The organism is Pseudomonas sp. W5-36, from assembly GCF_046540455.1.
Taxonomy (GTDB): domain Bacteria; phylum Pseudomonadota; class Gammaproteobacteria; order Pseudomonadales; family Pseudomonadaceae; genus Aquipseudomonas; species Aquipseudomonas graminis_B.
Window position 1 is genome coordinate 84,943 of record NZ_JAXCIQ010000011.1, and the last position, 14,079, is coordinate 99,021.

Sequence of the window (14,079 nt, forward strand, 5' to 3'; positions counted from 1 at the left end):
GCAGCACCTCGAACCGCACACCATGCTTAACGGAGAGAACGAATGAACAGCCAACCTTTGCGCGTCGGCATCGGCGGTCCGGTCGGGTCCGGCAAGACCGCGCTGACACTCGCGCTGTGCCTGGCCCTGCGCGATCGTTACAACCTCGCGGTGGTCACCAACGATATCTACACCCGTGAAGACGCTGATTTTCTGGTGCGCAATGAAGCACTGGCGCCCGAGCGCATCATCGGCGTGGAAACCGGTGGCTGCCCGCACACGGCGATCCGCGAAGACGCTTCGATCAATCTGGAAGCGGTCGACCAGCTCAATCGGCGCTTCGAGGGGCTGGACCTGATCATCGTCGAATCCGGCGGCGACAACCTGTCCGCGACGTTCAGCCCGGAGCTGTCGGACCTCACCATTTATGTGATCGACGTGTCAGCCGGCGACAAGCTGCCGCGCAAGGGCGGCCCGGGCATCTGCAAATCCGATCTGCTGGTGATCAACAAGATCGACCTCGCGCCGCTGGTGGGTGCATCGCTGGACATGATGGACCGCGACACGAAGAAGATGCGCGGCGACAAGCCGTTCGTGTTCAGCAACCAGAAAACCGGTCACGGCCTGGAGCAGATCATCGCGTTCATCGAGCGCCAGGGTCTGCTGACTGCGGCCTGATTTCGTCCACCCAAATGGCTAACACCCAAGTGAAGCAAGGAATTCATTCATGAACGGCAAAAAAGTATTCGGCGCGTTGGCGCTGCTCCTCGTTCCGGCGCTGGCCTTCGCCCACCCCGGCCATGATGAAAGCGGTCTTGTGGCCGGCATCAGCCATCCACTGGGCGGCATCGATCACCTGCTGGCGATGATCGCTGTCGGGCTTTGGGCTGCACAGCAAAAAGGCGCCGCGCGCTGGGCGCTGCCGTGCACGTTTGTCGGCACCATGCTGATGGGCGGCTTGCTCGGGTTTGAAGGCCTGGCATTGCCGGCACTGGAGAGCGGCATTGCGGCATCGGTGTTTGCATTGGGCCTCGCGGTCGCGCTGGCCGTACGCCCGCCACTGTTTATGGCTGTAGCAGCGACGGCGCTGTTTGCGCTGTTCCACGGCGTCGCCCACGGTCTGGAGCTCCCTGAAATGTCGAGCCCGTGGGGCTATGCCCTCGGATTCGTCGGCGCGACGGCTGCGCTGCATGCGGCGGGTTATGCCGTGGTGCGGTTTCTGCCAACCGCGGCGGCACCAGTGGTGCGGATCGCAGGCGCGCTGTCGGCCGCAGCCGGCATCTGGTTGTTCGCGAGCTAAACCATGCCCTATAGGGTTCGGCGGGGATCAATCGATCCCCGCTGCCCCGCCCGCCTCACCTCCTGCTACCATGTCGCGCAATTTGCCACTGCCGTGACGCCATCCAATGCCTGACGCTTCCCTCCCCACCGCCAAGTCTGAACTGTCCGCCCTGTTCACTGAGCTGCAGCAGCACTTCATGCGCGTGGTCGTGCCGTTGTGGCAGGGCCCGGGGTGGAATGCCGAGATGGCGTTGCCGTTCGAGGCGCTCGACGCCCAGCATCGGCCTTTGCCGCCACAGCGCTACCGGGCCATGGCCTGCGCGCGTCAGCTGTTTCTGTTTTCAAGCCTGATCGATCACCCCGACGTGCCCGACGCCGCCACCCGCGCGGCCGCGCTGTTTCGTTCGTTGGAGCAGCACTTTCACGACGCCGAGCACGGCGGCTGGTTTTACAGCATTGATCCACAGGGCGCACCGCTGGATCGCCGCAAGGATCTCTACACTCACGCCTTCATCGTCTTCGCCTGCGCGCATTACTGGGGCAAGGTCCGTGAGCCGTTGGTGGAGTCGGTGCTTAATGCCGCGCTGAACGTGGTCGCCGAACGCTTCGCCGATGGCGATGGCTTGTACGAATCCGTGCTGGCCGAGGATTGGTCTTCGCTCAACGCCGGCCCGCTGCAAAACCCGCTGATGCATCTGGCCGAAGCATTTCTCGGCACCTTGGCCGTGCGTGATGACGCTGACACGCTGGCGGCGCTGGATGCCCTGGTAGAAGCCATGCAGCGACGCTTCGTGGACGTCGATCACGGCGTCATGCTGGAGAAACCGCTGGACGCTGTGGATAACTGGTCCGAGCCGGGTCATCAGTTTGAATGGTTTTATCTGCTGGCATCGTCCGCGCGTCTGCGGGGCACGCCGCTGTATCGCTCGCTGGAGGCTGCATTCGCCCACGCCGAAGCACAGGGTGTCGACCAGACGACTGGCGCGGTCGCGGCGATGCTGGAAGTGGACGGTTCGGTAAAAGACGGCACGCAGCGCATCTGGGCTCAGGCTGAATACCTGCGCGCGCTGACGTTACGGCCTGAGAGCGAACATCTGCTGGCGCGCCAATTGACTGCGCTGCAAACGCAGTTCCTGCATCCTACCGGCTGGAACGAGTGCCTCGACAGCCAGGGACAGATCAGCCGCAGCGACATGCCGTCGACAACGCCGTATCACCTGGCGACCTGCTACATCGGGCTGGCCGAGTTTTTTATCGGCTGAGCTGATTCCCTGATGGTCATCCCATCAGAGATTGGCGGCGACCCCTGTGGGAGCGAGCTTGCTCGCGAATGGGCAGGTACATCCGCTAAATATTCAGCGGTTGGAATGCCGTCTTCGTGAGCAAGCTCACTCCCACATGGACGGCGCTGCCCTCTGGAACGCGCCGCGTGTCGGGCGACGCTAATCTCCTAAAACCCTACTTATTTCTCCCCGCGACTGCGATCAATCGCAAACCCGGCCCAGGTCTGGCTCACGGGCATCAGTTCCAGGCTGTTGACGTTGACGTGGGCTGGCGTGTTCATGATCCAGAAGATGGTGTCGGCGATGTCCTGGGGCTGGATCGGCTCGGCGCCTGCGTAGGTGGCGTCGTACTTGGCCTGATCGCCACCGAAACGCACCAGCGAGAACTCGCTCTCACACAGGCCAGGCTCAAGGTTGGTCACCCGTACGCCAGTGCCGACCAGGTCGTTGCGCAGGTTCAGCGAGAACTGTCCGACGAACGCTTTGGTGCCGCCATATACGTTACCGCCCGGGTACGGATAATTCCCAGCGACCGAGCCAAGGTTGACGATGCTGGCGCCGCGGCCGTAGGCGATCAGACGCGAAAGCAGCGTGCGCGTCGTGTAAACCAGCCCTTTGATGTTGGTGTCGATCATGGTGTCCCAGTCATCCAGATCGCACTTGGGTGCAGGATCAATCCCCAGCGCCAGGCCTGCGTTGTTGATCAGGCCGCGGATCTTCGCGAATTCAGCCGGCAGGCTTTCCACGGCGCGCTCCACGCCTGCGCGATCGCGCACGTCCAGCGTCAGCGTGTGCACCTTGGTCTGTTTCGACAATTCGGCGCTCAGCGCCTGTAAGCGGTCTTCACGGCGACCGGTCAGCACCAGCGACCACCCCGCCTCGGCAAAACGACGGGCGCAGGCTTCGCCAAACCCGGAAGTGGCCCCGGTAATGAATACGGTAGAGGTCATTTCTTTCTCCTGACTAAAGATGCGGGCTTATCAAGCCAAGCGGGAATGTCACGCAAGCAGCGTTGCGTGTAGGAAGGTTCTGGAGAATGCCCGCCCGCACAGGCCGGGATCAAGCACCATCCGCAACATCCTCATACAACCGCTCTGCTGTACAAAAAACAACCAATTGCTCCCAACCCTTACACCATGTGGCCTGCAGACACTTTTGCCCACCTTATCCACAGTCAGACGTACATTTTCTGGGGGCAACTCTAAAACGCCGAAAGTCCCGGCATACGGGGCGTGTGGGTAACTCAGCGGATGTTTTTACTTGACCGGCCATGGGCCATCTGCCGTCGACTTTCTCAAGACTTGGGCGCGCGGACAGGATTGCTGCGTGAACGCCAGAGATTGCGCTATCTGCGGCGGTCTTTCCAACGGTTGCACACAGACTTATCCACAGGCAGACACCTTATAAAGACTGTATAAAAAACCAGCCACAAGAACGTTGACAAACCCCCTAAAAATACCGGCCGAAAGCACTGGTCAAATATTGATCAGCATGCTGCAAGCCACGTAAATAAAGGCCTCCAGCCAGCTGCTCCCAACTTATTCACAGTCACCTCCACAGTAAAACTGAACAAGTCAAAAGCGTGACAAAACAGCGATTTGCAGCGGCTATATGTCGCGTTTTCGCATCTGCCCAAAATTGTTTTCCACAATTCGGCTACCGCATAAAAAAGCCCCGGAAGTTATCCACCCGGGGCTTGTTTGAGCCGCATTGATCAGCAATCAGTGACCACCGAGATAGGCGTTCCTGACCTCCTCGTTGGTGAGCAATTCCTTACCCGTGCCCGTCAGGCGAATCTCGCCGTTGACCATCACGTAGGCGCGGTCCGACAGCTTCAGCGCATGGTTGGCGTTCTGCTCCACCAGGAAGATGGTCATGCCGGTCTGCGCCAGCTCGCGCAGCGTTGCGAAAATCTGCTTCACGATGATGGGTGCCAGCCCCAGGCTCGGTTCGTCCAGCAACAGCAACTTGGGACGGCTCATCAACGCCCGCGCAATGGCGAGCATTTGCTGTTCGCCCCCGGACATCGTCATCGCCCGCTGATTGCGACGCTCCTTGAGCCGCGGGAACATCTCGAACATGCGCTGCATGTCTTCGCTGGCGTGTTTGTCGCCGATGGGGATGGTGCCCATCATCAGGTTCTCTTCCACCGACATGTCCGGAAATACACGGCGGCCTTCCGGCGACTGCGCGATGCCATTGGACGCGATGTAGTGCGACGACTTGTGGGTGATGTCGGTGCCCTGATAGATGATCTGTCCACTGGCCGCGCGCGGCTGGCCGAAGATCGACATCAGCAGCGTGGATTTGCCCGCGCCGTTGGAGCCGATCAGGCTGACCGTCTCGCCCTCGTCAATGTGCATCGAGACTTTCTTCAAGGCCTGAATCGGCCCGTAATACACGTCGATCTCTTTCAGTTCGAGGATCGGCTTACTCATACCAACTCCTCTTCATCAGCGCCCAGATACGCCGCGATCACTTTCGGATCGTTGCGGATCTGCTCCGGCTTGCCCTTGGCGATCACGTTGCCGTGGTCGAGCACGACGATGTCGTCGGAAATGCCCATGACCATTCCCATGTCGTGCTCGATCAGCACGATGGTCATGTCGTGATCGTCGCGCAGGTGGCGAATCATGCCGCTCAACGCCTCGGTTTCCTGCGGGTTCAAGCCGGCTGCCGGTTCGTCCAGGCAGATGACCTGCGGCCGCGTGCACATCGCCCGCGCGATCTCCAGACGGCGTTGCTGGCCGTAGGAAAGCTCACCGGCCAGACGGTTCGCGCAGTCCACCAGATCCACCACTTCGAGCCAGTAGAACGCGGTGTTCATGGCGTCTTCTTCGGCCTTGCGATAGGCCTTGGTGTTGAGGATGCCGGCCAGCATGTTGCGATTGACCCACATGTGCTGTGCGACCAGCAGGTTCTCGACGACGGACATTTCCTTGAACAGGCGAATGTTCTGGAAGGTACGCGCAAGCCCCGCACGGTTTACCAGGTGCGTGCCGCCAAACATTTTGTAGTACAGGCGGCTGCCGAAGCGCTTGGGCGACGCGAAGTCGGCGGCGCGAAATTGTTCGCCGAGTAACTGAATGACGTTGGTTTTCTTGCCCCGCGCGTTGAGCTCGATGCGCCCGCCGGTGGCTTTGTAGAAACCGGTCAGGCAGTTGAACACCGTGGTCTTGCCGGCGCCGTTCGGGCCGATGAGGGCGAAGATCGAGTTGCGCCGCACTTGCAGGCTGACGTCGCTGAGGGCCTTGATGCCGCCGAAGTGCATCATCAGGTTTTCGACGGACAGAACGATTTCGTCGCTCATCACGCGCCCTCCACTTTAGCCAGCACGCCTTTGCGTGGCTGCACGCCGGTACGGCTGATGCGGATCAAGCCACGGGGACGCCAGATCATCATCAGCACCATGAGGATGCCGAACAGCAAGACGCGGTATTCCGCGAAGCTGCGCAGCAGTTCCGGTGCGACGGTCAGCACGAACGCCGCAATGACCACGCCGACGGTCGAGCCCATGCCGCCGAGCACGACGATGGCGAGAATGAGCGCGGACTCGAAGAAGGTGAACGAGGTCGGGTTGACGAAGCCTTGATAGCTGGCGAAGAACACGCCGGCCAGCCCTGCGGTCGAGGCGCCGATAGTGAAGGCCGAAAGCTTGACCAGCACGTGGTTCAGGCCCATGGAGCGGCAGGCGATTTCGTCTTCACGCAGTGCCTCCCACGCGCGGCCGACCGGCATGCGCGTCAGGCGGTGCTTGACGTACAGCACCGCCAACACGACCAGGAACAGCACGGTGTAGATGAAAATGAATTTCAGGTCCGGGTTGTATTCGAAGCCGAAATACTCGTGGATGGGGATGCCGCCGTCTTTCGCGCGACGTCCGAACTCCAGGCCGAAGAAGGTCGGCGCAGGCACCGCCACGCCGTTGGGTCCGCCGGTGAACGACAGCCAGTTATTGAGCACCAGACGAATGATCTCGCCGAAGCCCAACGTCACGATCGCCAGGTAATCCCCGTGCATGCGCAGCACCGGAAAGCCGAGGATGCAACCGGCAAGCGCCGCCGCAATGGCTGCCAGCGGCAACGCCGACCAGAACCCCAGGCCCAGATACTGATAACCCAGTGCCAGGCCGTACGCGCCAATCGCATAGAAAGCCACGTAACCCAGATCGAGCAGACCAGCGAGCCCTACCACGATATTAAGGCCCAGGCCCAGCAGCACATAGATCAGGCCGAGGATCACCACGGTCAGCACATACTTGTCGGCGAAGACCGGGAAAATCACCGCAATCAGAATCATCAGCGGAATGATGAAACGCAGGCGCGTCTTGTAACCCGGTGGCAGCACGTGCACGCCTGAGCCCGAGTTTTCGAAGCTCTGGGCGATGGCCACGCCCTTCGGCGTCTGCAGGAACAGGCTCATGAAGAAACGACCGACAACGACCACGCCCACCAGCACGGCGACGCGCCCTGGTTGCAGGTTGAAGCCGTAACCGTCGAGCACGATGCCGACGATCGGGCCGAACACGATCAACGCCAGCAGTCCGGCGATCACCGCGTCGATCAGGCTTTGTTTGATATCAATGGGTTTAGTAGGTGCAGACATGGTTATACCTTCGCCACGAGTGGGCGACCCAGCAGGCCTTGGGGACGGAAGATCAGAATCACTACCAGCAGGCCGAAACTGAACACGTCTTTGTAGTCAGAGTTGATCAGGCCGGAGAACTGCGACTCGGCCACCCCCAGGATCAGCCCGCCGAGCATGGCGCCCGGCAACGAACCAATGCCGCCCAGGACCGCTGCGGTAAACGCCTTGATGCCGATGACGAAGCCGGCGAAGAAGTCGAAGGTGCCGTAGTTCATGGTGATCAGCACGCCGGCCAGTGCCGCCATAGCCGCGCCGATGATGAACACGTAGGAAATGACCCGGTCGGTATTGATGCCCAGAATCGAGGCCATCTTGCGATCCTGCTGCGTGGCGCGGCACATGCGGCCCAGCTTGGTGTACTTGATGATGTAGGTCAGTACGCCCATGCCGACGAAGGCGGCGATCAGGATGAAGATTTTGGTGTAGGTGATCTGTACGAAGCCGCTGCCGACATCGAAGCGCATGGCGCCTTCGAGCAGGGTCGGTACGCCTTGCTGGCGTGGGCCCTGAGCGATCTGCGCGTAGTTCTGCAGAATCAGGGAGATGCCGATCGCACTGATCAGCGGCGCCAGACGGGTCGAGTTACGCAGCGGTTTATACGCCACGCGCTCGATGACGAAGCCGTACACACCGGTCACCACAATGGTGAAGATCAGTGTGCCGAGAATCAGAAAGGGGAATGACTCAACGCCGAAGAACGACAGTACGGCGAGGCCAATGGCTGCGAGGTAGGCGGAGATCATGTACACGTCGCCGTGGGCGAAGTTGATCATGCCGATGATGCCGTAGACCATCGTGTAACCGATGGCGATCAGGCCATAGACCGAGCCCAGTGTCAGGCCGTTGACCATTTGCTGCAGGAAAATACCGTCCATCACGCACGCTCACGAACTTGAAAGGCCAGCCTGACGCGCGGCGACCATTCCCTCGTGAGGAACAGAGCGGCGCACACAGTGGCAACAGAAGAAATCCGGCGCCGCTGTCAGACAGCGCCGATTACCGGATCAGAACGTTTCCCGACTCACCCCCGGGAAACGGCCGATCCGACTAAGCGCTTAACTCACTTCTGCTTTTCGAGCTGGTGATATTTGCCGTCCTTGTCCCACTGGTAAACCACGTAGTCAGAGACTTTCAGGTCGCCCTTGGTGTCCCAGGCTTTCTCGCCCATGACGGTTTTGACAGGATGGGCTTTCAGGAACTTGGCAGCGTCCTCGCCTTTGTTCGACTTGGCGCCGTTAAAGCCAGCAGCCAGGGCCTGAACCGAAGCGTAAGCGTAGAGGGTGTAGCCTTCTGGCTCGTAGCCGGATTTGCGGAACTGCTCAACCACAGCCTTGCTGTCTGGCAGCATGCGCGGGTCGGCGCCGAAGGTCATGTACACGCCATCGACGTATTGCGCGCCGCCAGCGGTGGTCACCAGCTCGTCGGTCACAACGCCGTCGTCGGACATGAACTTCACGTCTTTCAGGCCTTGCTCACGCAGTTGGCGAACCAGTGGACCGGCTTCCGGGTGCAGGCCGCCGAAGTAAACGACGTCAGCGCCAACGGAGCGGATCTTGGTGACCAGGGCGCTGAAGTCTTTTTCGCCACGGGTCAGACCTTCTTCCAGCACAGGCTTCACGCCGCGAGCGGTCAGCTGCTTGGCGGTGGCATCTGCCAGGCCTTTGCCGTAGGTGTCTTTGTCGTTGATGACGGCGATCTTCTTGCCCTTGAGCACGTCGACGATGTAGTCGCCGGCAACGACGCCTTGCTGATCGTCACGACCGCACATGCGGAACATGGCGCTCAGGCCGCGCTCGGTCACGGTCGGATTGGTGGAGCCAGGAGTGATCGCGATGATGCCGGCTTCGTCATAGACTTCCGACGCCGGGATGGTCGAGGAGGAGCAGAAGTGACCGACAACGCCGGCAACTTTGTCGGACGCGGCCTTGTTGGCGACGGCAACGGCCTGTTTCGGTTCGCACGCATCGTCGTAGGCGGTCAGGACGATTTTGTCGCCGTTGACGCCGCCCGCAGCGTTAATGGCATCGGCAGCCGCTTGAGCGCCCTTCATGTACTGTTCGCCGAATGAGGCGTTGGCGCCGGTCATCGGGCCTGCAACGCCGATCTTGATGTCGGCTGCCTGCGCAAATGAAGCCGCACCCATGGCAGTAGCCACGGCGAGTGCGAGAAAGCCTTTTCTGTAGAACGTCTGCGACATGAGTTGGTGCTCCTGGGTTTTTTAATTAGCACTGCGACCACAGAGCTGCTGCGAGCAAGTGGCGTGCCATCGGTTTTTTATTCTTGAGAAACTCGTCGTTTTGTCGCTATCCGACTGATTTCTGCCCTTTTTCACGGGGCGTGCAACCGTCTAAACCGCGCAAGGTGCAACCTCGCGACTTTAAAAGAGCAACCCTGGCGAGACAGACGCGCAACCGCGCCGTTCTCACCTGTACAACCCTGTTGTTACAGCGTGCGTCACCGAACTGCACACCGTCGGTGCGGATCCGCTACGGGCCGCACCATTTGAGGGTAGTGGATGTAGGAGAAAGCGTTGTTTTGGAGAGAGAATTCTTCTTAGATTACGATTCTGAGGCACTGTCCCGCATGGTATAGCGAAAAGCCAGCCTCGTACAAAGAACTGCGCAGTCCGACGGCCGCCAGCGGCTGCATCTGCGCAAAGGGGATGGGTAAAACACTGGCGTTGCCGCTGCACAGGTAATCGGCGAATGCTTTGCCGACGACTGTCCCAGTGGTGTTGCCGCGTCCGTTGTAACCGGTGACCGCGACCAGTCCTGGTGCAGGCTCAAACATTCGCAGCAAGTGATCGGGCGTAAACGCGATGCAGCCGGTCCAGGTGCATTCCCACTCGACCGTTTTGAGGTACGGAAAATAATGCTGTTGCACACGATCGGCCCACGCTTTGAGAAACCAGCCAGGCTTTTGATTGCCATTGCCCAGACTGCCCAACAACAACCGGCCATCGGCATCGCGACGGATGCTGCTGAGCACCTGCCGCGTGTCCCAGGAGCCCTGCCCGCCCGGTAAAATCCGCTGCGCCGCGTCTTCCGTCAGCGGCGCCGAGGCCACTTGATAGTAATAGCCGGGGAAGAAGTTGCGCCGAAGCTCCGTCCACTCGCCCTCGGTGTAGGCGTTGGAGGCGATGACGACTTGCTCGGCAAGCACCGCGCCGCTTTCAGTGATCACGCACCAGCGCGAGCCTTGTCGCTCAAGGCGTCTGACCGGCGAGTGGTCGAAACGCTGACCGCCCAATTGCGTGACGGCCGCCGCCAGCCCGCTGGTATAGGCCATCGGATTAATGGTGCCCGCGCGGTGATCAAGTAAAGCGGAGGTGATCTCGGTGGTGCCGGTCGCTTCCTGACAAGCCTTGCCGGTGAGCAATTCCACAGGCGCGCCGCGACGTTTCCACTGTTCCTCACGGCTGCGCAGGTCCAGCTCGCCTTTGGCGTTGTGGGCCATGTGCAGCGTGCCTTTGCGCGTGGCCTGGCAGTCGATGCCGTATTTTTCGATGAGGCTGAAGACCAGCGACGGCGCGTTGCCGAGCATGGTGTTGAGCTGGCTGCCGACTTTCTCGCCGAATCCGGCTTCGATTTCGTCAGGCGGAATCCACAGGCCGGCGTTGACCAATCCTACGTTCCGGCCGGACCCGCCCTGCCCGGTGCGATGGGCTTCGACGACAGCAACGGTCTTGCCCTGCTCAAGCAAATGAATGGCCGCCGATAAACCCGTGATGCCTGCGCCGATGACGCACACATCGACAGTCACTTCCCCGCGCAACGCGGGCGCTTCCGGCCTCTGCGGCGTCAGCGTTTCCCACAGACATTCTTCGCGTAACGGCATCGCAAAACCTCGGAAAGAGACAGCCAGACCATTGATCGTTCCCACGCTCCGCGTGGTAATGCATGCGCGCGGATGGCTTAAACCTGTAGGAGCGTGGCTTGTCCCGCGATCGGCTGCGCAGCAGTCGTAATGCGTTTCCCCGGTTGATTCAGACAAACCGGGTTCAAGAACTTACTGCCGCTGCGCGCCAGATCGCGGGACAAGCCACGCTCCTACACAAACCATCAATCAAACGTAATGCCCTGCGCCAGCGGCAGTTCGCGGGAGTAGTTCACCGTCGCGGTCTGGCGACGCATGTAGCCTTTCCAGGAGTCCGAGCCGGATTCGCGGCCACCGCCGGTTTCTTTCTCGCCACCGAACGCGCCGCCAATCTCTGCACCACTCGGGCCAATGTTGATGTTGGCGATGCCGCAATCGCTGCCCAGTGCCGAAATGAACTGCTCGGCTTCGCGCACGTCAGTGGTGAAAATGCAGGACGACAGACCTTGGGGGACGTCATTGTTCAGACGAACCGCCTCGCTGAATTCCTCATAGCCCACCACGTACAAAATCGGCGCGAAGGTTTCGCTGCGCACGACCTCGCTCTGTTCCGGCATCTCGACGATGGCCGGCGAGACGTAATAAGCGTTCGGGAATTTCTCCTCCAACTGGCGCTTGCCGCCGAACACCTTGCCGCCTTCGCTCAACGCCTGCTCCAGCGCTTCCTGCATGTTTTCGTAGCTTTGCTTGTCGATCAGCGGACCGACCAGATTGCCTTCCAGCGGATGCCCGATGCGCACTTTGGCGTAAGCCGCTTTCAGGCGCTCGACGAACTCCGCCTTCACCGACGAGTGCGCAATCAAACGGCGCAGGGTGGTGCAGCGTTGACCGGCCGTGCCGACGGCACTGAACAGCACCGCGCGCACGGCCAGATCCAGATCGGCACTCGGGGTCAGAATCATCGCGTTGTTGCCGCCCAGCTCCAGAATGCTGCGGGCGAAACGTGCAGCGAGTTTCGGCGCCACTTCGCGGCCCATGCGCGTGCTGCCAGTGGCGCTGATCAATGCGACGCGGATGTCATCGACCAATGCCTCACCGGCTTCGCGGCCGCCGACAATGCATTGGGTGAGGTACTGAGGGGCATCCGAAAATTCAGCGGCGACTTTATCAAACAGGGCCTGACAGGCCAGCGCAGTGAGGGGCGTTTTTTCCGACGGTTTCCAGATCACCGCGTTACCGCAGACCAGCGCCAGCGCGGTGTTCCACGACCAGACCGCGACAGGGAAGTTGAACGCGCTGATAACGCCGACAACTCCCAGCGGATGCCAAGTCTCACGCATGTGGTGGCCCGGGCGCTCGGAAGCGATGGTCAGGCCGTACATCTGGCGCGACAGGCCGACGGCGAAGTCGCAGATGTCGATCATTTCCTGCACTTCACCCAGCCCTTCCTGAGTGATCTTGCCGGCTTCCCACGACACCAGTTCACCGAGGTCGGCTTTGTGCTTGCGCAGCGCTTCGCCAAACAGACGAATCAGCTCGCCGCGACGGGGTGCAGGCACTTTGCGCCAGGCTTCGAAGGCGTGATCGGCGCGGGTGATGCGCTGCTCGACTTCGGCGGCGCTTTCCCAGCTCACCGACGCGACCTTGCTGCCATCGATTGGCGTGTGAACAGGCTTGTCGCCCTGTTGATAAAGCGTGGCGTCGACACCGAGTCGGGTAAGCAGGTCGTTGAGCATGGTTTCTCCTGGAACTGTTCGTAAGCGCAAAAGCGGAATGCCAAATGTGGGTTATTTCGTCAGCCTCTAGTAATAGCTGGCCGGCGACACTGCAACAAACGACGATTAAGCGAGATATCATTCCGTTTTTTCATGCTGACGCTGAACGAGCCGAATATGCTGAGCAAACGCCATCTCCCGTCGGTCACCGCGCTGCAATGTTTTGAAGCGGTGACCCGTCACCTGAGTTTCACCCGCGCGGCCGAAGAGCTGAACCTCACCCAGAGCGCGGTCAGCAAGCAGGTCGCCCAGTTGGAAGAATTGGTGCAACACCTGTTGTTCCGACGGGTGCGTCGACGCCTGCAACTGACGCCAGCCGGTGCGCTGTACTTGGGAGAGGTGCGCAAAGTGCTCACGCAGATGGAAATGTCGACGCACTTCCTGCGTTCCTACGGCGGCGAAACCGAAGTCCTGCGGGTGTCGACACCCTCGACCTTCGGCGCCCGCTGGCTGGTGCCACGGCTCAAGGGCTGGCGCTTGCGTCATCCGCACATTCATCTGGATCTGGTCAACGAACAGGAGAGCGATGATGTAGCCCAGAGCCGCTGCGACCTGTCGTTCTATTTCGGCGGTGGCGCCCGACCCGGTGCGGAGAGCGTGAAGCTGTTCAGTGAAGAGCTAGTGCCAGTATGCGCTCCCGGCAGCCTGCCCGATGAACCCTTCACCGATCCTACGCAACTGACCGATCTGGTCCTGCTGCAAAACGCGCACCGTCCCCAGGCCTGGCATGACTGGTTCGACAGTCAGGGTCACCAGACCGAGCACAGCTACCACGGCCCGCGCTTCGAAACGATCTATATGTGCATTCGTGCGGCGCAAGTGGGCTGCGGCGTCGCGCTGCTGCCCCGGTTTCTGGTGGAGGAAGAGCTGACGGACGGCAAGCTGATCATCCCCTGGCCCCACGCCCTGCCCAGTCAGGACGCCTACTACCTCGCATACCCGGAGCACGCGGCCGAAGTGCCGAAAATCCGCGTGTTTGTGGAATGGATGCTCGAACAGCTCAACGAGCCAACGCCGCAGTAAAAACATTCCCGGCTAAAGCCGGTCCTACTGACGTCGCGCAATCTCACAGTAGGACCGGCTTCAGCCGGGAAGAGGCCAGTTTGCGCACCATCAAATCTGCGCCGTGACCACCGACGCCTTCCAGGCCAAAGCCGGTCCTACAATTGGAGTTCAGGCCAGTCCATGGAATCGGAGTTCCAGCCAGTCCTGCTAGGAGCAGGCAGTCAGTCGCTGAAACATTTCTGCCCCTCTTCCACGACGACTGGCATTATGTCGGCCATCGTCAATAACAAACC

12 protein-coding genes are annotated in these 14,079 nt (G+C 60.6%); 4 read left to right on the forward strand and 8 right to left on the reverse strand.

Features of this window, described 5'->3' with window-relative positions; translation table 11 throughout:
- Positions 1-42 precede the first annotated feature (42 nt).
- From ureG to SLW74_RS18100, 3 genes are all read left to right on the forward strand, one after another.
- Positions 43-657, forward strand: a complete 615-nt coding sequence (gene ureG, locus SLW74_RS18090) for an urease accessory protein UreG (RefSeq protein WP_065987773.1) — start codon at positions 43-45, stop codon at positions 655-657.
- A gap of 49 nt (positions 658-706) precedes the next feature.
- Positions 707-1,279 (forward strand): HupE/UreJ family protein, encoded by a 573-nt coding sequence (locus SLW74_RS18095; protein ID WP_410929695.1) that lies wholly within the window; start codon positions 707-709, stop codon positions 1,277-1,279.
- Between the two features lie 106 nt (positions 1,280-1,385).
- Positions 1,386-2,522, forward strand: a complete 1,137-nt coding sequence (locus SLW74_RS18100) for an AGE family epimerase/isomerase (RefSeq protein ID WP_410929696.1) — start codon at positions 1,386-1,388, stop codon at positions 2,520-2,522.
- Positions 2,523-2,722: 200 nt separating this feature from the next.
- On the opposite strand, the gene SLW74_RS18105 is transcribed toward SLW74_RS18100, so the two are convergent.
- The 8 genes from SLW74_RS18105 to SLW74_RS18140 all read right to left on the reverse strand — a co-directional run bounded on the left by SLW74_RS18105 (position 2,723) and on the right by SLW74_RS18140 (position 12,742).
- The gene (locus SLW74_RS18105) at positions 2,723-3,493 is read right to left on the reverse strand and encodes an SDR family oxidoreductase (protein WP_065987776.1); all 771 of its coding nucleotides are present in this window, start codon (positions 3,491-3,493) and stop codon (positions 2,723-2,725) included.
- 771 nt (positions 3,494-4,264) lie between these two features.
- Positions 4,265-4,981: an ABC transporter ATP-binding protein gene (locus tag SLW74_RS18110; RefSeq protein WP_065987777.1), complete on the reverse strand. Its 717-nt coding sequence runs from the start codon at positions 4,979-4,981 to the stop codon at positions 4,265-4,267.
- Positions 4,978-5,853, reverse strand: a complete 876-nt coding sequence (locus SLW74_RS18115; protein ID WP_065987778.1) for an ABC transporter ATP-binding protein — start codon at positions 5,851-5,853, stop codon at positions 4,978-4,980. Before SLW74_RS18115 ends, SLW74_RS18110 begins: the two co-directional genes overlap by 4 nt.
- Entirely contained in the window at positions 5,853-7,148 is a 1,296-nt protein-coding gene (livM, locus tag SLW74_RS18120) for a high-affinity branched-chain amino acid ABC transporter permease LivM (RefSeq protein ID WP_065987779.1), read from the reverse strand. Before livM ends, SLW74_RS18115 begins: the two co-directional genes overlap by 1 nt.
- A gap of 2 nt (positions 7,149-7,150) precedes the next feature.
- Complete coding sequence (locus SLW74_RS18125) at positions 7,151-8,065, reverse strand: ABC transporter permease subunit (protein ID WP_065987780.1); 915 nt, start codon at positions 8,063-8,065, stop codon at positions 7,151-7,153.
- 185 nt (positions 8,066-8,250) lie between these two features.
- Positions 8,251-9,387: an ABC transporter substrate-binding protein gene (locus SLW74_RS18130; RefSeq protein WP_065987781.1), complete on the reverse strand. Its 1,137-nt coding sequence runs from the start codon at positions 9,385-9,387 to the stop codon at positions 8,251-8,253.
- Between the two features lie 356 nt (positions 9,388-9,743).
- Positions 9,744-11,027, reverse strand: coding sequence for an NAD(P)/FAD-dependent oxidoreductase (locus SLW74_RS18135; protein ID WP_410929697.1), 1,284 nt, complete (start codon positions 11,025-11,027; stop codon positions 9,744-9,746).
- Positions 11,028-11,251: 224 nt separating this feature from the next.
- Positions 11,252-12,742 (reverse strand): aldehyde dehydrogenase family protein, encoded by a 1,491-nt coding sequence (locus SLW74_RS18140; protein WP_410929698.1) that lies wholly within the window; start codon positions 12,740-12,742, stop codon positions 11,252-11,254.
- 156 nt (positions 12,743-12,898) lie between these two features.
- On the opposite strand from SLW74_RS18140, the gene SLW74_RS18145 reads away from it, so the two are divergent.
- Positions 12,899-13,804: a LysR family transcriptional regulator gene (locus SLW74_RS18145; protein ID WP_065987882.1), complete on the forward strand. Its 906-nt coding sequence runs from the start codon at positions 12,899-12,901 to the stop codon at positions 13,802-13,804.
- Positions 13,805-14,079 lie beyond the last annotated feature (275 nt).